The organism is Microbacterium sp. NPDC090014 (assembly GCF_044748285.1).
Classification (GTDB): Bacteria; Actinomycetota; Actinomycetes; order Actinomycetales; family Microbacteriaceae; genus Microbacterium.
Genome location: NZ_JBIVFS010000001.1, coordinates 1,874,859 through 1,893,734, shown reverse-complemented (window position 1 = coordinate 1,893,734; position 18,876 = coordinate 1,874,859). Strand labels below are relative to the sequence as shown.

Here is an 18,876-nt window from a genome sequence, read left to right as displayed (position 1 = left end):
CACGTCGTGATCCGCTACGCGCTCGTTCGAGGAGCCCTGCTCATCGCAGGGCTCCTCGTCTCGAGTGCGGTGATCTTCCTGACACTCAGGGTCTTCCCCGGCGATGTCGCACAGCTGATCGCGGGCACGCAGGCCTCCCCCGACGAGGTGGAGGCCCTTCGCGAATCCCTCGGTCTGAACCGTCCTCTCCCCGCGCAGTACGCGGAGTGGATCGGCGGGATCTTCCGCGGCGATCTCGGCACGTCGCTCCTCTCGGGCGCCTCGGTCGGCGAGGAGCTGCTCGAGAAGGCGCAGGTCACGGTCCCGCTCGGCATCCTCTCCCTGCTCATCGCCGTCCTCATCGCCGTGCCATTCGGCATCCTGGCCGCGCTGCGTCGTGGCGGTCGCGGAGGCACGGCGCTGAGCGTGGGCGCGCAGGCTCTCGCCGCGGTGCCCGTCGTCTGGGCGGGCATGATGCTCATCGTCGTCTTCTCGGTCTGGCTCGGCTGGCTTCCCCCGCAGGGCTTTCCCCGCACCGGGTGGAGCACGCCCTGGCGAGCGATCGAGTCGCTGCTGCTGCCCGCTCTCACGATCGGCATCGTTGAGGGCGCGATGCTCATGAGATTCGTGCGCAGTGCGACCCTGCAGGCTGCGGGACAGGACTTCGTCCGCACCGCCGCCGCCAAGGGACTCACCCGCACGCGCGCCCTTATCTCCCACGGCATACCGGCAGTCGGACTCTCGATCATCACTGTCCTCGGACTGCAGGTCGCGGGCATCATCGTCGGCTCGGTCGTCATCGAGCAGCTGTTCACCCTCCCGGGCATCGGGCGGATGCTCGTGGCCGACGTCGGAACGCGCGACCTCGTCAAGGTGCAGAGCGAGCTGCTCGTGCTCACCGGTTTCGTGCTCGTGGTGGGCTTCCTCGTCGATCTGGTCCATCGTGCGATCGATCCTCGGCAGAGGGAGGCCTGATGTCCGGTTGGCTGTCGAGACTGTGGCGGACCGCGACCGGGCGATTCGGTCTGATCGTCGTCGCCATCGTCGCTCTCACGGCGCTCGTCTCGCTGTTCTGGACGCCGTTCGACCCGCAGGAGTCCGATCTGGCGGCTCGCTGGGGTGTCCCCGGCTGGCCCCATCTGCTCGGCACCGACGACACCGGGCGCGACATCCTCAGTCTGCTCATGGCGGGCTCTCGGACGACGGTGTTCGTGAGCATCGGCGCCGGGCTCGTCGCCACGGTCGTCGGCATCGCCCTGGCCGCGCTCGGCGCGCTCACGACACGGTGGCTGCGTGAGACGGTGGCCGTGCTCGTCGACATCCTGATCGCCTTCCCCGTGCTGCTCATCGCGATGATGATCTCGTCGGTCTGGGGCGGCTCGCTCTGGGTGGTGATCTGGTCGGTGGGCATCGGCTTCGGCGTCAACATCGCTCGCGTCACCCGACCCGAGCTGCGCCGCGTGCAGCAGAGCGACTTCGTCCTCGCCGCGCGGGCCTCCGGCCTGACGACCGGTCAGAGCCTCGCGCGCCACCTGCTGCCCAACGTCGCGCCCGTGTTCATCGTGCAGCTGTCGTGGTCGATGGCGGTCGCCGTGCTCGCCGAAGCGGGACTGTCGTACCTGGGCTTCGGCGCGTCAGTGGTGGAGCCGAGCTGGGGGCTGCTGCTCGCCGATCTCCAGCGCTACATCGGCGTGCATCCCCTCTCGGTCATCTGGCCGGGCCTCGCAATCACGATCACTGTGCTCGCTCTCAACCTCCTGGGCGACGGCCTGCGCGAGGCCACCGATCCCACGCTGCGCCATCGCGCCGCCGAGATCCACACGCCGGCGGTGATCGCATGAGTCTCGAAGTGACCGACCTCGTCGTCCGCATCGACGGACGGCCGGTGGTCGACGGCGTCTCGTTCGAGGTGCCGGACGGATCGCGCCTGGGCCTGATCGGCGAATCCGGATCCGGCAAGTCCTTGACCGCCCTGGCCGTTCTCGGGCTCCTTCCCGACGGCGCGACGGCGAGCGGCAGCATCCGCTGGAACGGCACCGAGCTGATCGGAATGCCGGATCGCGAGCTCGCCCGCCTGCGCGGTGACGAGATCGGGATCGTCTTCCAGGAGCCGCGCACCGCTCTGAACCCGATCCGCACGGTCGGCAGGCAGATCGCCGAGTCGATCCGCATCCACGAGGGCATCGGTCGACGAGAGGCCCGAGAGCGAGCGATCCAGGAGGCGGCTCGTGTGCGCCTGCCCGACCCGGCGTCGATCGTCGATCGGTATCCGCACCAGCTGTCCGGCGGTCAGAGGCAGCGGGTGGCGATCGCGATGGCGCTCGCGTGCCGACCGCGTCTGCTCATCGCCGATGAGCCGACGACCGCTCTCGACGTCACGATACAAGCCGAGATCCTCGCTCTGCTGTTGAACCTCGTCGAGGAGCAGGGCATGTCACTGGTGTTCATCACCCACGATCTCGCCGTCCTCGCTCAGGTCGCGACCGAGGGCGTGGTCCTCGAAGACGGCCAAGTGGTCGAGGCGGCTCCCGTGAGCACGCTTCTCACCGCCCCGACGTCGCCGATCACCCAGGGGCTGCTCCGCGACGCGACCGCGACCCTGTGGCGGCCCGAGGGAGGCACGCGATGAGCCTGATCGAGGCGCGGTCTCTGCGGCGTGACTTCGTGATCCCCAAGCGCTCCGCCTTCGAGCCGACGCGCAGGCAGACAGCCTTGGCACCGACCGACCTCGACATCGTCGAGGGGTCGTCCGTCGGGATCATCGGCGAATCCGGGTCGGGGAAATCGACGCTCGTCAGACTGCTGCTCGGACTCGACCGTCCGACGTCCGGCACCGTCACCGTCGACGGAAGAGCCGTGGATGCCGCGGCATCCGCCCGCTCGCTGCACTGGCTGCGCCGTCAGACCGGGCTCGTGTTCCAGGACCCGTACGCATCGCTGGACCCTCGGATGACCGCCGCCCAGATCATCCGCGAGCCCCTCTGGGCGCTCGGCATCGAGGGAGACCACCGCGCACGTGTACGCGACGTGCTCGAGCAGGTCGGCCTCGAACCCGAGATGGGCGACCGCTACCCGCATGAGTTCTCGGGAGGGCAGCGGCAGCGGATCGCGTTGGCCCGCGCCATCGTGCATCGACCCCGCATCCTCGTCGGAGACGAGCCCCTGTCGGCGCTCGACGTGACCGTGCGAGCTCAGATCCTCGAGCTCCTGATCGAGCTGCGACGCAGCGCCGACCTGACGCTCGTCCTGGTGTCGCACGACATCGGCGTGGTGCAGAACCTGTGCGACACGGTGGTCGTGATGAAGGACGGCGCCGTCGTCGAGCGAGGATCCACCGCGGACGTGCTGCTGCGCCCGACGCAGGACTACACGAAGGCGCTCCTCGCCGCGATCCCCGTGATCCCCGCTCCCCCGTCGTGAGCAGGGTCGTCAGCGCGTCGAGCTCGTGCTGAAGAACTTCCGTCGACGGCTGGGACGCAGCGCGCGGCGCATGTAGACCGTCCCGAGGTCGCGGCCGAACTTGTGCCCGACTCGGCCCATCCGTCCGGCTTCGACGAAGCCGAGCTTCGCGTGGAGCCGAATCGAGGCGTCGGCCTTCGTGTCGCTGATCACGGCCACCATCTCGCGGATGCCGAGCTGTTCGCAGGCGTCGATGAGCGCCTGCAGCAGCGCAGCTCCGAGTCCCTTGCCGCCGGCTCCCGGGCCGAGGTAGATCGAGTCCTCGACCGTGTACCGGTACGCGTTCTTGCCCGCCCACGGCTGCGCCAGCGCGTACCCGATCACGACCCCCGCCGGCGAGACCGCCACCAGGAAGGGCAGGCCGAGCTTGCTCAGCAGCGCGAACTTCTCACGCCAGTAGGGGATGCTGCTGCGCCGCTCATCGAGAGTGACCACCGAATTGCTGACGAAATGGTTGTAGATCTCGCGCACGTACGGGAGGTCGCCCGAACGTGCGGGGCGGATCGAGTACGAGAACACGTCGGGTTCGGGCTGCGGGCGCAGATGGCGCGGCAGCACACGGCGGCGATCACCGGGCTCGAACTGCATGCGATCAGCTTAGAGGGGGCGCTTCGCCGACGCGCCAGTCGATCGGACTCGCACCGAGCCCGTCGAGCAGCTCGTTCGCTCGCGAGAACGGCCGAGAGCCGAAGAATCCGCGCCGTGCGGAGAGCGGAGACGGGTGCGCCGAGGCGATCACGGGGGTCTCTCCGAGGAGGGGCTGCAGATTCGCGGCGTCCTTGCCCCACAGGATCGCGACGAGCGGCTGGTCCCGCGCGACGAGTGCGCGGATCGCGAGCTCGGTCACCTGCTCCCATCCCCAGCGGCGATGGGAGCCGGCCTCGCCGGGCCGCACGGTCAGCACCCTGTTGAGCAGCAGGACCCCCTGGTCGCTCCACGCGGACAGATCTCCGTGGGGGGCGGGCGGGATGCCGAGATCGCTCTCGAGTTCCCGGTAGATGTTCCCCAGGCTGCGCGGCAGCGGCCGCACGTCATGGTCGACGGCGAACGACAGCCCGATCGGGTGCCCGGGAGTCGGATACGGGTCCTGGCCGGTGATGAGCACCTTGACGTCGGACATCGGGCGTTCGAAGGCGCGCAGCACGTGATCGCCCGCGGGAAGATAACCGCGTCCTGCGGCCTGCTCCTCCCGCAGCCGCTCCCCGAGGGCGGTGATCGTCTGCTGAGCCGGAGCGAGTGCGTCCGCCCATTCGGGGTCCATGAGACCGTCGCCGGCGAGCTCGGCGAGAGTGCGCGCGGTCATCCTCAGTCGATCGGCCGCACGCGCAGCGGTCCGCGGGCGAGAAGATGGTTGGCCGACTGCGCGACGGGTCGCATCGTGACGAGGTCGAGATTCACATGAGCGGGCGCGTCGAGGGCATAGGCGATCACGTCGGCGACGTCCTCGGCACGCAGCGGCGCCTCGACGCCCGAATACACGGCCTCTGCCGCGACCGCGTCTCCGCCCAAACGGTTGAGCGTGAACTCCTCGGTGTGCACCATTCCGGGAGCGATCTCGGACACGCGGATCGGCTCGCCGTTCAACTCGAGACGGAGGGCGTGCACGAGCATGGCCTGCGCGGCCTTGGCGGCGTTGTAGCCTCCGCCACCCGGGTAGGCCACCTGGGCGGCCGTCGAGGTCACGAACACGGTGTCCGCGTGACCGTCCGCGGCGGCTGCCCGACGAAGCAGAGGCAGGAGCCCCGCCACCAGACGCTGGCTCGAGAGCACGTTCGCGTCGTACATCCACTGCCAGTCGTCGATCGACGCGTTCTCGATGCGATCCGTGCCCCGCGCTCCGCCCGCGACCTGCACGAGAGCGTGCACGGGTCCCGAATCCTCGAGCTCCGAGACCAGCGCTGCGACGGCTTCCGGGTTCGTCAGGTCGCACGCGATCGTCGACGCCCCGGTCTCCGCCGAGAGCGCCTCCAGTCGGGACGCCCGTCGCGCGACTCCCACGACCCCCCAGCCGCGGGCGCGCAGCGCGCGCACCGTCGCCTGTCCGATACCCGAACTCGCACCCGTCACCACTGCACGCCTGTTCACCATTCCTCCACCGTACGATGTTCCGGCCGCGAAAGCCGCTGCGCATGGTCGGGTCGTCTCGACGCGCCGCGTCGGGAGTGGACGCGCGCCGACCGGACCTCGGAGACGAGGACGAGTGCGACCCCGGCTCCGCACAGGGCGAATCCGGCGATCGTGAGGATCGTCAGAGGCTCCCCCAGCAGGATGGTTCCGGCCAGTGACGTCGTCGGCGCGATCAGGAAGAGCAGCGCCTGCAGGGCGGTGATGCCGATGCGCTTCAGCAGCCACCAGTACAGGCCGTATGCGGCGAGCGTCGGAGCGGCCGCGGTCAGCACCACGGCGAGCCAGAACGATCCGGAGGCGGGCGGAACCAGCGTCCCCGTCACCGCCGCGATCACCACGAGCAGCGCCGCCGTCACCGTCACGTGGACGGTCAGCGTCACGAGCACGCCGGTCTGCACCCCGGTCTTCCGCTGCAGCAGGGTGCCGACGATGAGGCACACCATGGCGACGGCCGGGAGCGCGTAGGCCGCAGGTGGAGCCTCGGTGGCGCCGAGCTGCGACTGGACGACGAGCAGCACTCCGATCGCGCCCACTCCGAGCCCGACCCATTGGGCTCCGCGCACACGCAGACCGAGGATGGGCCCGACGAGCACAGCCACCACCAGGGGCTGCACCGCGTCGATGAGAGCCACGGTGCCGGTGGCGATGCCTGCGGCGACGGCACCGTAGACCGCGATGCAGTAGCCGAACTGCGCGAAGATCCCTATCGAGGCCTGGATCCGGAGCTCACGTCGGTGCATCCCCGTCGCCGCTCCTGAGACGACGACGAGCACGAGCAGCGCGACGGCCAGGGGTGCGAACCGCCACACGAGGAGCGTCAGGGGCGAGACCTCGACGGTGGCGAACGCCGGGATGATGAACCCCGAGCTCCAGGTCACGACGAATGCGGTCGCGGCGGTCGCCGTCGTCACGACCCGAAGTACACCGATCTGTTTACTCATGATGCCGACTATACAGACTGGTATAGTCGTCCGCATGACCTCGTCCGTTCCCGAACTCGTCCCGCTCACGCCCGGAGGGCGGCGCGTTCTCGACGCCGCATCCCGACTGTTCTACGAGCGAGGCATCCACGCGGTCGGGGTCGACACGATCGCCGAGGCGGCCGGAGTCACGAAGAAGACGCTCTACGACCGCTTCGGGTCGAAGGAGGCGCTGGTCGTCTCCTACCTCCAGCACCGGGATGCGCGGTGGCGCGACCACGTCGCCGGCCAGCTCGCCCGGGTGCCCCGCCCCGGCGCCGACCGTGTGCTCGCGGTCTTCGACGCCGCGATCTCCTGGTCCGACGAGAACAGCCCGAAGGGATGCAGCGCGATCAACGCCCGAGCCGAGATCGGCGAGGGCAACGACGACCACCCGGTGTTCCCCGAGGTGTCTCGCCAGAAGGCCTGGCTCCTCGATCTGTTCGAGGAGCTCTGCAGCGAAGCGGGGATCACCGATCCGCAGGCGATGGCACAGGCGATGATGCTGCTGTACGAGGGCGCGATCGTCACGGTCGGGATGACGACGTTCGCCGAGCCGTTCGCGATCGCTCGCACGTGGGCGGCGAGGCTGCTCGGCCGGCCCTGAACCCGCACGCGCACCGGCGCCGGGATCCGGCCGGTGTTCATTACGTCACATTTCCCACCCACTGTTGACAACTTCCGATATTCCGTACTGTCGCATCAACGACATCAGTCGAATCGACCTTCCAACAGTTCCAGGGGGAACACATGTCCGCACCCGAGACCTGGCGTTTCGAGACCAAGCAGATCCACTCCGGCGCTGCTCCCGACCCCGTGACCAAGGCCCGTGCCACTCCGATCTACCAGACCACGTCCTACGTGTTCGACAGCGCGGATCACGCCGCGAACCTGTTCGCCCTGGCGGAGTTCGGCAACATCTACACCCGCATCCAGAACCCGACGCAGGACGTCCTGGAGCAGCGCCTCGCGGCGCTCGAGGGGGGCACCGGAGCCCTCGTCCTCGCCAGCGGTCAGGCGGCGTCGACGTTCGCTGTGCTGAACATCGCGCAGGCCGGTGACCACATCGTCTCGTCCAGCTCGATCTACGGCGGCACGTATAACCTGTTCAAGTACACGCTCGCCAAGCTCGGCATCGAGGTCACGTTCGTCGAGAACCAGGACGACCCCGAGGAGTGGCGCCGCGCGCTGCGACCGAACACCAAGCTCTTCTTCGCGGAGACCATCGGCAATCCGCAGATCAACATCCTCGACATCCGCACCGTCGCAGACGTGGCGCACGAGGGCGGCGTCCCGCTGATCGTCGACAACACGATCGCGACTCCGTACCTGATCCGCCCGTTCGAGCACGGGGCCGACATCGTCGTGCACTCGGTCACCAAGTTCCTCGGCGGCCACGGCACCACCATCGGCGGCGCGATCATCGACGGCGGCACCTTCGAGTGGTCGAAGAACGTCGAGCGCTTCCCCGGCCTCACCGAGCCCGACCCGTCGTACCACGGCGCGAGCTACACCGCCGCGGTCGGTGACCCGCTCGCCTACATCATCAAGGCCCGGGTGCAGCTGCTCCGCGACCTCGGCTCGGCCATCGCGCCGCAGAGCGCCTGGAACCTCATCCAGGGCATCGAGACGCTGTCGCTGCGCATCGAGCGTCACGTGCAGAACGCCCAGGAGATCGCCGAGTGGCTCGACAGCCGGGACGACGTGGCATCCGTCAACTACTCTGGCCTGCCCTCGTCGCCCTGGTACGCCAAGGCGAACCAGTACGCGCCCAAGGGCGTCGGCGCGGTGCTGTCGTTCGAGCTCAAGGGCGGCGTCGAAGCCGGTCGCGAGTTCGTCAACAGCCTGTCGCTGTTCAGCCACCTCGCGAACATCGGCGACGTGCGCTCTCTCGTCATCCACCCGGCGTCGACCACCCACGCGCAGCTCACGCCCGAGCAGCAGCTCACGGCCGGCGTCACCCCCGGCCTCGTGCGACTGTCGGTGGGCATCGAGAACATCGACGACCTCAAGGCAGACCTCGACGAGGCACTCGCCGCGGCTCGCCGCGTGTCGGAGGCCGCTCGCGCCTGACCGCCATCACGCAGAGCAAGTGCCCCGGGCTTCGGCTCGGGGCACTTCTCGTCCCCGGCTCGTTCGGCCCGTGCACAGGCGGCGCGGACGACAATGAGAACCCACCCGAGGAGCTCACGATCACCGCCACGACGCATCCGCCGACCCGCCGACGCACGCACGTACCTGCGGGGCGAGCCATCGCCGTCGTCGCACTGGTCGTGCTGGTCATGATCGTGTGCGTCTGGGTCCCGGGCGTGGTGGGAACCGCGGCCGCTGCGCTTCTCCCCTGGTGCGGTCTCGCGCTCGGAGTGCTGGCGGTGGTCGCCCTCCTCCTCGCCCGACGTGTCCTCCTGGTGCTGCTCGTGCCTATCGTCGCGTGGATGCTGGCGATCGCTCCGTCTGCTCCGGGCTTCGCATCGGGCAGCGCCGACGAATCGCCCGGCGTGCGGATAGTCAGCCAGAACGTGCGCGCCCACTCCGGTGGCGCGGCGGAATCCGCGACAGACCTCGCTGGCTCCGGCGCCGAGGTCATCGCCCTCACCGAGCTCGACGCCGACAGCCTCGCGGCGGCACGCGACACGCTCGCCGCCGACTACCCGCACTCGTATGCCGTCGGCACGGTCGCCGTGTGGAGCCGCCTGCCGATCGCGGATGCGCAGGCGCTGTCGCTCGGACTCGACTGGAAGCGCGCACTGCGTGTGGTCGTGAACGCGCCGGACGGCGAGGTGGCCGTCTACGTCATGCACGCGGCGTCCGTCCGCCCGGGCGTGCAGAGCGAGAGGGACGCGATGCTGTCCGGCATCGCCGATGCCGTCGCCGCCGATTCATCGGGGTCGGTCGTCGTCGTCGGCGACTTCAACGCCGCCTCTGCAGATCCTGCCCTGGGCGCCATCCGATCTCAGCTCGACTGGGTCAGGCCGACCGACGGCGCCCTCGGGTTCACGTGGCCCGCCGCACTCCCGCTCGCCAGGATCGATCATGTCTTCACGCGCGGCCTGACCGTGCTCGGTTCGACGACCATGCGGGCAGGCAGCAGCGACCACCTGGCGACGGTCACCACCCTCGCGTTCTGAGCGATCCGACGACGCATCCGTCCGCGGCGCACCGGGCGCGTAACCTGCGGCCGGCGCGTCGCGCGTCAGGCGAGAATGGAAGCATGGACTGGCAGACGACCTCTGAGGACACGGTGCCGTCGGCGCCCGTGACGGAGGCCGACGTGCGCCTGCTTCGCGCACGACCTCCCGCCACCGGCGCGTGGCGCGACGGGGACCCGGCCGGCGGACGGCGTTTCACCTCGTTCGGCGCTTTCCCGACCGAGAGCGGCGCCGAGCTCCCGGGCTTCCGCCTCGCGTTCGAGACCTGGGGCGAGCTGAACGACGACCGGGACAACGCGATCCTCGTCCTGCATGCGCTCACCGGCGACAGTCACGTGCGCGGCGCCGCCGGGGCGGGACACCCGACCGCCGGCTGGTGGGAGGACATCACCGGCCCCGGAGCACCGCTCGACACCGACCGCTGGTTCGTCATCGCACCCAACATGCTCGGCGGCTGCCAGGGATCCACCGGCCCGGCCAGCATCGCCCCCTCCGGATACGAGTGGGCCTCGCGCTTCCCCTACCTGACGATCCGCGACCAGGTCGCCGCGCAGGTACGCCTCGCCGACTCGCTGGGCATCGACACCTGGGCCGCGGTGATCGGCGGTTCCATGGGCGGGATGCACGCGCTCGAATGGGCGGTCTCGCACCCCGAGCGTGTCGCTCGCCTCGCCGTGCTGTCATCGCCTCCGGTCACGACAGCCGATCAGATCGCCCTGAACACGGTGCAGCTCGAGACCATCCGGATGGATCCCCGGTTCCTGGGCGGCGAGTACTACGATCTGGCCGACGGCGACGGCCCGCACCGCGGACTGGCGCTCGCCCGTCGTATGGCACTGCTCAACTACCGCAGTCCGATCGAGCTCAACCAGCGGTTCCAGCGCTCGTGGCAGTCAGGGGTGTCGCCTCTCGGCCATGGCGGACGTTTCGCGGTCGAGTCGTACCTGGACTTCCACGGCAACAAGTTCACCCGCCGTTTCGACGCGAACAGCTACATCACCCTCGTCGAGGCGATGAACTCGCACGACGTCGGCCGCGACCGCGGCGGGGTCGAAGAGGCGCTGCGCGCCGTGACGGCGACGACGCTCGTCCTCGGCATCGACAGCGACCGCCTCTTCCCCGTCGACGGCCAGCACCGCATCTCCCGCAGCATCCCGAACACCCTCGACGGCACCGAAGCCGTGGTGCTGAACAGCGATTTCGGGCATGACGGCTTCCTCATCGAGACCGAGGCGGTCGGCAGCAACCTGCGGCGGCTGCTCGCGAGCTAGATCGGATCGATCGTCCACGGCAGGGATCCGGTGCGCAGCCGCAGGCCCTCCCACTCGAAGTCGGTGCCGTGTGGCGACCGGACCACCCGGGTCGCGAAGTGCTGCGCCTCGCCAGCCGACGCGAGAGCGTCCTCGGCCGTGTCGAACCGGCTGAGCTGATGCAGGGTGACCCAGGTCGGCGGGAAGAGCGTCCACTCCCCCGTCGCATGCCTCGACAGAGCTTCGGCAGGGCTCAACCAGACCGCGTCGACGACCTCGTCGGGCGAGAACCGCAGGTCCCCGTCCGGCGCTACGGCGAGGAAGAACCATGTCCGGATGCGGATCGGCGCCTCAGCCGGCGGCTGCCAGCGGGACAGCAGCACCGGATCGGCGATCGTCAGGCCGACCTCCTCGCGCGTCTCACGGATCGCCGCTCGACGCGCGTCGTCGCTCTCCTCCGCCCCCGCGCGGCAGTCGGACGGCTCCACCTTGCCGCCCGGGAACACCCACGCACCGGCGAACGAACCGCGATCCGGCCGGCGCATCAGCAGCACAGCGAAGCCGCCGCGTGTCGAGCGCAGCAGCACGGCCGTCCCGGCGACGGGCAGATGGTCGAGATCGGTCACAGCCTCACTCTATGAGGCGCAATGCCGCTCAGGCCTGAACGAGGACGGGCCTGCGCGCCTCTGTGCGATACGACAGCAGCGCGATCACGAGGCCCGCGACCGCGAGGGCCGCCCCGGTCCACGACGGCGCGACGAAGCCCCATCCGGCCGCGATCACCATGCCGCCGAGGAACGCGCCGAGGCTGTTGCCGATGTTGAGCGCAGAGTGGTTCATCGCCGCGGCGATCGACTGATTGTCTCCGGCGACATCCATCAACCGCGTCTGGATCGTCGGGCTGAGCACCGAGGACACGAAGCCCACGACGAATACGAGGAGGGCGAGGCTGACGATCCAGAATGCGAGCACGGCGAGGAGTGCGAACACGAGCGCCATCGCTGCGAGTCCGAAGAGCAGCGTGCGTCGCAGGTCGATGTCGGCGAGATGCCCGCCGACGAGGTTGCCGGCGGTCATGCCCAATCCCATCAGCACCAGCACGATCGGCACCGCCCACTCGGGAGAGCCCGCCACCTCGGTCACCAGGGGCGCGATGTAGCTGTAGACCGCGAAGAAGCCGCCGAACCCGATCGCACCGACGCCGAGCGTGAACCAGACCTGCGGGATGCGGAACACGCCGAGCTCCTCGCGCATGGTCCGGCCGGGAGAGCCGGGATGCTCGGGCACGAAGAAGATGATGCAGACGGTCGCGAGGGCGAAGACGAGGGTCACGACCGCGAAGGCTGCCCGCCACCCCCAGAGCTGACCGAGGAAGGTCCCGAACGGCACCCCGACCACGTTCGCCACCGTCAATCCGGTGAGGATGAAGGCGACGCCCTTGGCTCGGTTGCCCGGCCCCATCACGTCAGCCGCGACCAGCGCGCCGATGCCGAAGTAGGCGCCGTGAGGCAGCCCCGCGAGGAATCGCGAGGCACCGACGAGTTCGAAGGTCGGGAGGAAGACCGTGAGCGCGTTGAACAGGGTCAGCGCCAGAGCCAGCCCGATCATCACGCGATGCCGCGGGTAGCGCGCGACGAAGCCGGCGATCGTAGGAGCTCCGACGACGACGCCGAGAGCGTAGAGCGAGATCAGCCAGCCGGCCTGGCTCAGCGCGTCTTCGGGGCTGCTGGCCCACAGCGTGGGCAGCAGCTCGTCAGCGATGTTGGGCAGCAGGCCCATGACGACGAACTCGGTCATGCCGATGCCGAAGCTGCCGATGGCGAGGGAGAGGAGCGCCCACTTCGCCGCACCCCTCGATTCAGTCGAGGGATTCACCCGTCGAGTCTACGGGGTGTCCGAGTCGTCGATCGCCGCTTCGAGCCGCTCGATCTTCGCATCGAGCTCCCCCGCGTACCCGGGTCGGATGTCAGCCTTGAGCACCAGCGAGACCCGCGACCCGAACGGCATCACGGCCTCGGTCGCGCGCTTGACGACGTCCATCACCGAGTCCCAGTCCGGTCCTTCGATCTCGGTGAACATGCTGGTCGTGCGGTGCGGCAGTCCCGACTCGCGCACGACCCGCACGGCGGCGGCGACCGCGTCGTGGACCGACGCGTCTGAGCGCTCCGATCCGTCGGAGGGTGTGCCGCTCGGCGCGACGGAGAAGGCGATCAACATGGGTTCACTCCCGGGTGGTGGACGGATTGCGGGCGGGCACACGGACGACGGCGCGGATGCCGACGGCGAGGAGCACGATGAGGAGGACGTTCCGCGCGGTCAGGATGACGATGGGCTGCAGCTCCGCGCGCAGCAGCGCGTCGTAGCTGAGCGGGTAGACCAGGCACGTGAGGGCACAGAGCGCGAGCACGAGCACGGCGGGCCAGACGGCTCGTGCGCGGTCGAAGACGAACCACAGGATGACCGGAGCGATCAGCCACGTCTGGAACTGCGGTGAGCCCACCTTGTTCATCACGATCAGGGTCGTGACGAGACTCAGCGCGAGAGGAGGCAACAGCCGCGCCGACGATGCGCCCCGCGCAGCCTTGAGTCCCCCGACGACCATCACGACGACCACGAGGACCGCCATCAGCGGTGTGAGCACCGCACTGACCGCGTCCGCACCCTGAGCACTGATCTGGAAGGTCAGGATGTCGAAGCTGTACTCGATGCGAGCGGCACCCGAGATCGCGAGCCAGAGGAACGGGGTCGCCGCGACGGCTTCGATCTGGAGGCCCCGCCCGGTCTGCTCCGTCAGGAATCCGAAGATCTCGGTGTCGGCTCCGAGCAGGAACAGCAGCGAGATGACGACGGCGGACACGGCTGCAGCCGTGAGCAGGACGCGCATCCTGCTCACGAGCGCGACCACGGCGGCGAGCACGAGGGCGGCCGGCCAGATCTTGATCCAGGCGCCGATCGTCAGCAGCGCGGCTGCCGCAGCGGGGCGACGGACCAGCCAGAGCCCGCCGATCACCGCCAGAGGCACGGTGATCGCGTCGATGCGGTACATCGCGATCGGGCCGAGCAGAAGCAGGGCGGCGACCCAGAACCACGCCGCCGCACGCCGCGGACGAGATGATGCGCGGCCGAGAAGCACCGCGAAGGCGATCGCATCGAGCACCGTCACAAGCGCAGCCCACGCGATCAGATAGGCCTCCGAGGCGCCCACGACGGCGATGAGCGGGGCCGACAGGACCTTGGCGAGCAGCATGGGAACGAGCGCGAGCTGGGGATAGACCCACGACTCGGTGATCCCGACGATCGCTCCTCCCGAGAGCGCGGCGGTCGACCAGGGTTCGTAGACCAGCACCACGTCGCCCATCGGCTGGCTCGGGTACAGCCACCCCGTGACCGCGATCGCGATATGCACGGTCGCGAACGCGCTCCACAGCGCGACGAGACGAACCGTCGTGGTGCGACTCACGCGATGACGTCCGCGATCGCGCGAGGAAGAGCCTCCGCGACATCCAGGGCGACGATCGGATGCCCCTGCGCGCCGCCGATTGCGCCGATGCCCGCAGCGATGCGCCCGGCGTGACCGTGCAGCCAGGCGGCGGCGGCCGCGATCTCCGCAGTCGATGCGTCGACCTCGCCCGCGAGCAGCGCTCCGAGAACACCCCCGAGGACATCACCGGTGCCGGCCGTCGCCAGCCAGCCGGTGCCTGCCTCCACTCGGATGACGCCGCCGTCGGGGTCTGCGATCAGCGTCTGCGCGCCCTTCAGCAGCACGGTCGCGTCGATCTCGCTCGCCACGCGGGCGACCGCGGTCGCCCGATCATCGTCACCGGCGAAGCCGAGCTGAGTCTGCAGCCGCTCGAACTCGCGTCGATGCGGCGTCAGCACGAGCGGCGCGCGGCTCCCGGGCGCGAGATCCAGTGCCCCCGCGTCGACGACCACCGGGACGGAGCCGTCGAGCAGGTCGCGGAGCTCGCGTTCCTCGTCGGAGGTCCTGCTCGCGGCATTCGTCCCCGATCCGATGACCCAGGCGCCGACGCGTGCGCCGGCGGCCCGCGGGCTGACCACCGTCTCGGGGCGGCGAGCGATCACGGCATCCGCCGCTCGTCCCTCACCGATATACCGGACGAATCCTGCTCCGGCACGCCACGCCGCTTCCACGCCGAGCACGGCTGCGCCGGGGTAGTCCGAAGACCCGGTGCGCAGGCCCACGACCCCGCGGGAGTACTTGTCGTCATCCGCGCCCGGCACGCGCAGGAGGCGGGCGGTGTCGTCGCGGGACCAATCGCGTGCGTCGGGCATGACTCCACGTTAGTGCGACGGCCCTCCTCGCCCCAGCCGCACAGTAGCGTCGAGGGGTGAGCATTCTCTTCTCTCCCCTGAGCATCCGTTCCTCCGCTTTCCGCAACCGGCTCTGGGTGTCCCCCATGTGCATGTACAGCGCGGTGGACGGTGTCGTGCAGGAGTGGCACCACACTCACCTCGCGCAGTTCGCCTCCGGCGGCGCGGGCCTGATCGTCGCCGAGGCGACCGCTGTCGTGCCGGAAGGTCGCATCTCACCGCGAGACGCCGGGCTCTGGAACGACGAGCAGCGCGACGCCTGGGCGCCGATCGTCGAGGCGATCCACTCGCGCGGTGCCGCTGCGGGCATCCAATTGGCGCACGCCGGCCGCAAGGCGTCGACCTGGTGGCCCTGGGCCGACGAGCGCGGATCCGTGCCCGAGACCGACGGCGGATGGACGACCACGGCCCCGTCCGCGATCGCCTTCGAGGGCTTCGCCGCACCGGTCGCACTCGATGCGGCCGGCATCGACGCCGTCGTGGCGGGATTCGCCGCCGCCACTCGACGGGCGCTCGACGCCGGCTTCGACGTGCTCGAGGTCCACGGCGCACATGGATACCTGCTGCACCAGTTCCTCTCTCCTCTGTCGAACCTGCGGGACGACGAGTACGGCGGGTCGCTCGAGAACCGGGCTCGGCTGCTCCTCCGGGTGGTCGACGCGATCCGCGAGGTCGCCGGTGACGATGTGCCGGTGTTCGTCCGCATCTCGGCGACCGATCACGCCGAGGGCGGGTTCACGCCCGAGGAGGCGGCGACGGTGAGCACCTGGGCTACCGAGCACGGGGCCGATCTCATCGACGTCTCCAGCGGCGGGCTCGTCGCGCATCAGCAGATCAGCGTGTTCCCCGGATACCAGGTGCCGCTGGCCGAGTTGGTACGCCAGGGCGGACGCATCCCGGTGTCCGCCGTGGGCCTGATCACCGCTGCCGAACAGGCCGAGCAGGTGCTCGCCGACGGGGCCGCCGACGCGATCTTCGCCGGCCGGGAGTGGCTGCGCGACCCGCACTTCGCGCTCCGCGCCGCGCACGAACTCGGCGCGGACATCACCTGGCCGCCGCAGTACGAGCGCGCGCACTGGCGCTGACCACCACCCACGGCGAAGGCCCCGGTCCGCTCGGACCGAGGCCTTCGTCATGTGTGCGGCTCAGTGGCCGCGGATGCGACGGGTCGCGTCCTGCACCTCGCCCACGAGCTCCTCGAGGATGTCCTCCAGGAAGAGCACGGCGGTCGTGCGCCCCTGGGAGTCGCGCACCTTCGCCAGGTGTCGACCCGCTCGGCGCATCACCGCGAGTGCGTCTTCCAGATCCGTGTCCTCCTGGATCGGCACCATGTGGTTGATGCGCTTCGAGGGCAGCGGCTCGACCAGCTTCGCGGCAGAGCCCGGCCCGTCCGACGCCCGCAGGATGTCCTTCAAGTGGACGTACCCGACCGGCGCACCCTCGTCGTCGACGATCACGTAGCGCGAGAATCCGTACCGGGCGACGGCCTTCTCGATGTCGTCGGGCGTCGTGGACTGCGGAAGGGTCACGAGATCGCTGAGCGGAACAGCCACGTCGCGAGCCTTCTTGTCGGTGAACTCCACGGCGGCCGCGACCGTGCCCGCCGTGTCGGTGAGCACGCCCTCGCGCCGTGACTGGTCGACGATCGTCGCGACCTCGTCGAGTGTGAACGTCGACGCCGCCTCGTTCTTGGGCTCGACCCGGAACAGCCGCAGCACGCCGTTGGCGGCCGCGTTCAGCAGCCAGATCACCGGCATGAAGATCTTGGACACCAACACGAGCGGCGGCGCGAGGATGAGCACCGCGCGATCCGGCACCGAGAACGCGAGGTTCTTCGGCACCATCTCACCGAACACGACGTGAAGGAACGACACGATGAGCAGGGCGATCGTGAACGACACCGCGTCGACGACGCCGTCCGACCAGCCGATCGCGTGCAGCGGCACAGCGAGCAGATGGTGGATGGCGGGCTCTGAGACGTTCAGGATCAGCAGCGAGCAGATGGTGATGCCCAGCTGCGAGGTCGCGAGCATCAGCGTCGCGTGCTCCATCGCGTAGAGCGCGGTCTTGGCCGAGCGCGACCCGCGGTCGGCCTTCGGCTCGATCTGCGATCGACGCGCGGAGATCACTGCGAACTCTGCACCCACGAAGAACGCGTTCGCCACCAGCAGCACGACCAGCCAGGCCAGTCCTCCCCAGTCGTTCATCGTCCGACCACCTCTCCCGGCAGATCCGGACTCGGAACGTAGCGGATCCGATCGACGCGGCGACCGTCCATCCGGACGACCTGGAGCGTGCCCGTGTCGAGGGCGACCTCGTCGCCCACCGACGGCACGCGCTCGAGGACGCTCATGACATACCCGCCCACGGTGTCGTACACATCTCCCTCGGGAACCTCCACGCCCGCTCTGCGGCGCAGCTCGTCGGGCCGCAGCTCCCCGGGGAACGTGATGCCGTCCCGGTTGCGGACGACACCGGCGCGCGTGCGGTCGTGCTCGTCGGAGACCTCGCCCACGAGTTCCTCCACGAGGTCCTCCAGCGTGACGAGACCGGCAGTTCCGCCGTACTCGTCGACGACCACCGCCAGCTGATATCCGCGGGCTCTGAGCTCAGAGATGAGCGCATCGACGTGCACGGTCTCCGGCACGCGCAGCGGATCGGTCGAGAGCGCGCCGACAGGGACCTCGCCGCGTCGCTCGCGCGGCACGGAGATCGCGGCCTTGAGGTGAACGACACCCGTGATGTCGTCGAGATCGTCGTCGTACACCGGGAAGCGACTGTGCCCCGTCCGGCGAGCGAGCTGGATGACGTCGTCCGCCGAGTCTCCGACGGCGAGCGCATGCATGCTCGGCCGAGCCGTCATCACATCGGCGGCCGTCAATCGCGAGAAGGTCAGGGTGCGGTCGAGCAGGCTGGCGGTGTCGGCTTCGAGCAGGCCGGCGCTCGCCGAACGACGCACGAGAGAGGAGAGCTCTTCCGCGCTGCGGGCGCCAGAGAGCTCCTCCTTCGGCTCGATGCCGATGCTTCGCAGGACCCCGTTCGCGCTGCCGTTGAGCACGACGACGGCGGGCTTGAAGACGGTGGTGAAGGCGACCTGGAACGGGATGACGAGCTTCGCAGTCGCGAGCGGCAGAGCGAGAGCGAAGTTCTTCGGAACGAGCTCGCCGAGGATCATCGACAGTACCGTGGCGACCAGCATGGCGACGATGGTGGCGATCGGGCCGACGGCCGCGTCGGGGATGCTCCACGCGACGAGCGTCGGACCGAGGAGGTTCGAGAGCGCCGGCTCCATCGTGTACCCGGTCAGCAGCGTCGTCAGGGTGATGCCGAGCTGGGCGGACGACAGGTGGGTCGAGGTGTGCTTGAGTGCGCTGATCGTCAGCGACAGGCGGGACTCGCCCCGGGCCTGGCGGGCTTCGAGGTCGGCACGGTCGAGATTGACCAGCGCGAACTCGCTCGCGACGAACAGCCCCGTGCCCACAGTGAGCAGAAGCCCCACGCCCAAGAGGATGTAGTCCATCAGTCGTTCCTCCCGATGTGGAGAGGCAGGCAGTGGGGCGATGTACTACAACTGGGAGGGTCGTCCATGGTGTCCACGATTCTACGGGATGCCGGTGCGAC

Annotated in this window: 20 protein-coding genes; 9 read left to right on the top strand and 11 right to left on the bottom strand. The window is 69.5% G+C overall.

Translation table 11 applies throughout. From position 1 onward, the window contains the following. Positions 1-6 precede the first annotated feature (6 nt). Genes ACIPV5_RS08910 through ACIPV5_RS08895 form a run of 4 tightly spaced genes read left to right on the top strand, consistent with a single transcriptional unit; the run spans position 7 to position 3,399 of the window. The gene (locus ACIPV5_RS08910; protein ID WP_053095696.1) at positions 7-954 is read left to right on the top strand and encodes an ABC transporter permease; all 948 of its coding nucleotides are present in this window, start codon (positions 7-9) and stop codon (positions 952-954) included. Continuing rightward, positions 954-1,820 carry an ABC transporter permease gene (locus ACIPV5_RS08905; protein ID WP_400340790.1) on the top strand — a complete coding sequence of 289 codons (867 nt, stop codon included), beginning with the start codon at positions 954-956 and terminating at the stop codon, positions 1,818-1,820. Before ACIPV5_RS08910 ends, ACIPV5_RS08905 begins: the two co-directional genes overlap by 1 nt. Next, the gene (locus ACIPV5_RS08900) at positions 1,817-2,608 is read left to right on the top strand and encodes an ATP-binding cassette domain-containing protein (RefSeq protein WP_400340788.1); all 792 of its coding nucleotides are present in this window, start codon (positions 1,817-1,819) and stop codon (positions 2,606-2,608) included. Before ACIPV5_RS08905 ends, ACIPV5_RS08900 begins: the two co-directional genes overlap by 4 nt. Then, the gene (locus tag ACIPV5_RS08895; RefSeq protein ID WP_320487977.1) at positions 2,605-3,399 is read left to right on the top strand and encodes an ATP-binding cassette domain-containing protein; all 795 of its coding nucleotides are present in this window, start codon (positions 2,605-2,607) and stop codon (positions 3,397-3,399) included. Before ACIPV5_RS08900 ends, ACIPV5_RS08895 begins: the two co-directional genes overlap by 4 nt. A 9-nt stretch (positions 3,400-3,408) precedes the next feature. Here the strand turns inward: ACIPV5_RS08895 and ACIPV5_RS08890 are convergent, their stop codons facing one another. The 4 genes from ACIPV5_RS08890 to ACIPV5_RS08875 are packed head-to-tail and all read right to left on the bottom strand — an operon-like array spanning position 3,409 to position 6,506. Beyond that, complete coding sequence (locus ACIPV5_RS08890; protein WP_320487976.1) at positions 3,409-4,026, bottom strand: N-acetyltransferase family protein; 618 nt, start codon at positions 4,024-4,026, stop codon at positions 3,409-3,411. Between the two features lie 4 nt (positions 4,027-4,030). Then, positions 4,031-4,741, bottom strand: coding sequence for a uracil-DNA glycosylase (locus tag ACIPV5_RS08885; RefSeq protein ID WP_295105658.1), 711 nt, complete (start codon positions 4,739-4,741; stop codon positions 4,031-4,033). 2 nt (positions 4,742-4,743) lie between these two features. After that, entirely contained in the window at positions 4,744-5,526 is a 783-nt protein-coding gene (locus ACIPV5_RS08880) for an SDR family oxidoreductase (RefSeq protein ID WP_171821902.1), read from the bottom strand. Beyond that, on the bottom strand, positions 5,520-6,506 hold the full coding sequence (locus ACIPV5_RS08875; protein ID WP_400340785.1) for a DMT family transporter: 987 nt from the start codon (positions 6,504-6,506) through the stop codon (positions 5,520-5,522). The genes ACIPV5_RS08880 and ACIPV5_RS08875 overlap by 7 nt, the downstream gene beginning before the upstream one ends. Before the next feature lie 34 nt (positions 6,507-6,540). On the opposite strand from ACIPV5_RS08875, the gene ACIPV5_RS08870 reads away from it, so the two are divergent. The 4 genes from ACIPV5_RS08870 to ACIPV5_RS08855 all read left to right on the top strand — a co-directional run bounded on the left by ACIPV5_RS08870 (position 6,541) and on the right by ACIPV5_RS08855 (position 10,944). After that, positions 6,541-7,131 (top strand): TetR/AcrR family transcriptional regulator, encoded by a 591-nt coding sequence (locus tag ACIPV5_RS08870; RefSeq protein ID WP_400340783.1) that lies wholly within the window; start codon positions 6,541-6,543, stop codon positions 7,129-7,131. A 143-nt stretch (positions 7,132-7,274) separates the two neighbouring features. Beyond that, positions 7,275-8,597: a bifunctional o-acetylhomoserine/o-acetylserine sulfhydrylase gene (locus ACIPV5_RS08865; RefSeq protein WP_056278296.1), complete on the top strand. Its 1,323-nt coding sequence runs from the start codon at positions 7,275-7,277 to the stop codon at positions 8,595-8,597. A 209-nt stretch (positions 8,598-8,806) separates the two neighbouring features. Continuing rightward, positions 8,807-9,652: an endonuclease/exonuclease/phosphatase family protein gene (locus ACIPV5_RS08860; RefSeq protein ID WP_400341259.1), complete on the top strand. Its 846-nt coding sequence runs from the start codon at positions 8,807-8,809 to the stop codon at positions 9,650-9,652. Positions 9,653-9,735: 83 nt separating this feature from the next. Continuing rightward, positions 9,736-10,944 carry a homoserine O-acetyltransferase gene (locus ACIPV5_RS08855; protein WP_053095688.1) on the top strand — a complete coding sequence of 403 codons (1,209 nt, stop codon included), beginning with the start codon at positions 9,736-9,738 and terminating at the stop codon, positions 10,942-10,944. Here ACIPV5_RS08855 and ACIPV5_RS08850 read toward each other — a convergent pair. From ACIPV5_RS08850 to ACIPV5_RS08830, 5 genes are read right to left on the bottom strand one after another with little or no spacing between them, the layout of a single operon-like run. Further along, positions 10,941-11,549, bottom strand: coding sequence for an NUDIX hydrolase (locus tag ACIPV5_RS08850; RefSeq protein WP_400340780.1), 609 nt, complete (start codon positions 11,547-11,549; stop codon positions 10,941-10,943). The genes ACIPV5_RS08855 and ACIPV5_RS08850 overlap by 4 nt on opposite strands. Positions 11,550-11,577: 28 nt before the next feature. Further along, positions 11,578-12,798, bottom strand: a complete 1,221-nt coding sequence (locus ACIPV5_RS08845) for an MFS transporter (RefSeq protein WP_372984416.1) — start codon at positions 12,796-12,798, stop codon at positions 11,578-11,580. 9 nt (positions 12,799-12,807) lie between these two features. Continuing rightward, positions 12,808-13,140 (bottom strand): thiamine-binding protein, encoded by a 333-nt coding sequence (locus ACIPV5_RS08840; protein ID WP_056278282.1) that lies wholly within the window; start codon positions 13,138-13,140, stop codon positions 12,808-12,810. A gap of 4 nt (positions 13,141-13,144) precedes the next feature. After that, positions 13,145-14,383 (bottom strand): glycosyltransferase 87 family protein, encoded by a 1,239-nt coding sequence (locus tag ACIPV5_RS08835; RefSeq protein WP_072591066.1) that lies wholly within the window; start codon positions 14,381-14,383, stop codon positions 13,145-13,147. Next, positions 14,380-15,216: an NAD(P)H-hydrate dehydratase gene (locus ACIPV5_RS08830; protein WP_072591065.1), complete on the bottom strand. Its 837-nt coding sequence runs from the start codon at positions 15,214-15,216 to the stop codon at positions 14,380-14,382. The genes ACIPV5_RS08835 and ACIPV5_RS08830 overlap by 4 nt, the downstream gene beginning before the upstream one ends. Positions 15,217-15,272: 56 nt before the next feature. Here ACIPV5_RS08830 and ACIPV5_RS08825 point away from each other — a divergent pair, with 56 nt between their 5' ends. Then, the gene (locus ACIPV5_RS08825) at positions 15,273-16,340 is read left to right on the top strand and encodes an NADH:flavin oxidoreductase/NADH oxidase (RefSeq protein WP_400340778.1); all 1,068 of its coding nucleotides are present in this window, start codon (positions 15,273-15,275) and stop codon (positions 16,338-16,340) included. A gap of 60 nt (positions 16,341-16,400) precedes the next feature. Here the strand turns inward: ACIPV5_RS08825 and ACIPV5_RS08820 are convergent, their stop codons facing one another. Both ACIPV5_RS08820 and ACIPV5_RS08815 read right to left on the bottom strand, forming a co-directional pair. Beyond that, positions 16,401-17,462, bottom strand: a complete 1,062-nt coding sequence (locus tag ACIPV5_RS08820) for a hemolysin family protein (protein ID WP_053095682.1) — start codon at positions 17,460-17,462, stop codon at positions 16,401-16,403. Next, positions 17,459-18,775: a hemolysin family protein gene (locus ACIPV5_RS08815; RefSeq protein ID WP_053095681.1), complete on the bottom strand. Its 1,317-nt coding sequence runs from the start codon at positions 18,773-18,775 to the stop codon at positions 17,459-17,461. Before ACIPV5_RS08815 ends, ACIPV5_RS08820 begins: the two co-directional genes overlap by 4 nt. Between the last annotated feature and the right edge of the window lie 101 nt (positions 18,776-18,876).

Bases quoted from the DNA above. Each gene is read 5' to 3' on its own strand.
- ACIPV5_RS08905 (WP_400340790.1), top strand. From the start codon at position 954: ATGTCCGGTTGGCTGTCGAGACTGTGGCGGACCGCGACCGGGCGATTC.
- ACIPV5_RS08900 (WP_400340788.1), top strand. From the start codon at position 1,817: ATGAGTCTCGAAGTGACCGACCTCGTCGTCCGCATCGACGGACGGCCG.
- ACIPV5_RS08895 (WP_320487977.1), top strand. From the start codon at position 2,605: ATGAGCCTGATCGAGGCGCGGTCTCTGCGGCGTGACTTCGTGATCCCC.
- ACIPV5_RS08890 (WP_320487976.1), bottom strand. From the start codon at position 4,026: ATGCAGTTCGAGCCCGGTGATCGCCGCCGTGTGCTGCCGCGCCATCTG.
- ACIPV5_RS08885 (WP_295105658.1), bottom strand. From the start codon at position 4,741: ATGACCGCGCGCACTCTCGCCGAGCTCGCCGGCGACGGTCTCATGGAC.
- ACIPV5_RS08880 (WP_171821902.1), bottom strand. From the start codon at position 5,526: ATGGTGAACAGGCGTGCAGTGGTGACGGGTGCGAGTTCGGGTATCGGA.
- ACIPV5_RS08875 (WP_400340785.1), bottom strand. From the start codon at position 6,506: ATGAGTAAACAGATCGGTGTACTTCGGGTCGTGACGACGGCGACCGCC.
- ACIPV5_RS08870 (WP_400340783.1), top strand. From the start codon at position 6,541: ATGACCTCGTCCGTTCCCGAACTCGTCCCGCTCACGCCCGGAGGGCGG.
- ACIPV5_RS08865 (WP_056278296.1), top strand. From the start codon at position 7,275: ATGTCCGCACCCGAGACCTGGCGTTTCGAGACCAAGCAGATCCACTCC.
- ACIPV5_RS08860 (WP_400341259.1), top strand. From the start codon at position 8,807: ATGATCGTGTGCGTCTGGGTCCCGGGCGTGGTGGGAACCGCGGCCGCT.
- ACIPV5_RS08855 (WP_053095688.1), top strand. From the start codon at position 9,736: ATGGACTGGCAGACGACCTCTGAGGACACGGTGCCGTCGGCGCCCGTG.
- ACIPV5_RS08840 (WP_056278282.1), bottom strand. From the start codon at position 13,140: ATGTTGATCGCCTTCTCCGTCGCGCCGAGCGGCACACCCTCCGACGGA.
- ACIPV5_RS08830 (WP_072591065.1), bottom strand. From the start codon at position 15,216: ATGCCCGACGCACGCGATTGGTCCCGCGACGACACCGCCCGCCTCCTG.
- ACIPV5_RS08820 (WP_053095682.1), bottom strand. From the start codon at position 17,462: ATGAACGACTGGGGAGGACTGGCCTGGCTGGTCGTGCTGCTGGTGGCG.
- ACIPV5_RS08815 (WP_053095681.1), bottom strand. From the start codon at position 18,775: ATGGACTACATCCTCTTGGGCGTGGGGCTTCTGCTCACTGTGGGCACG.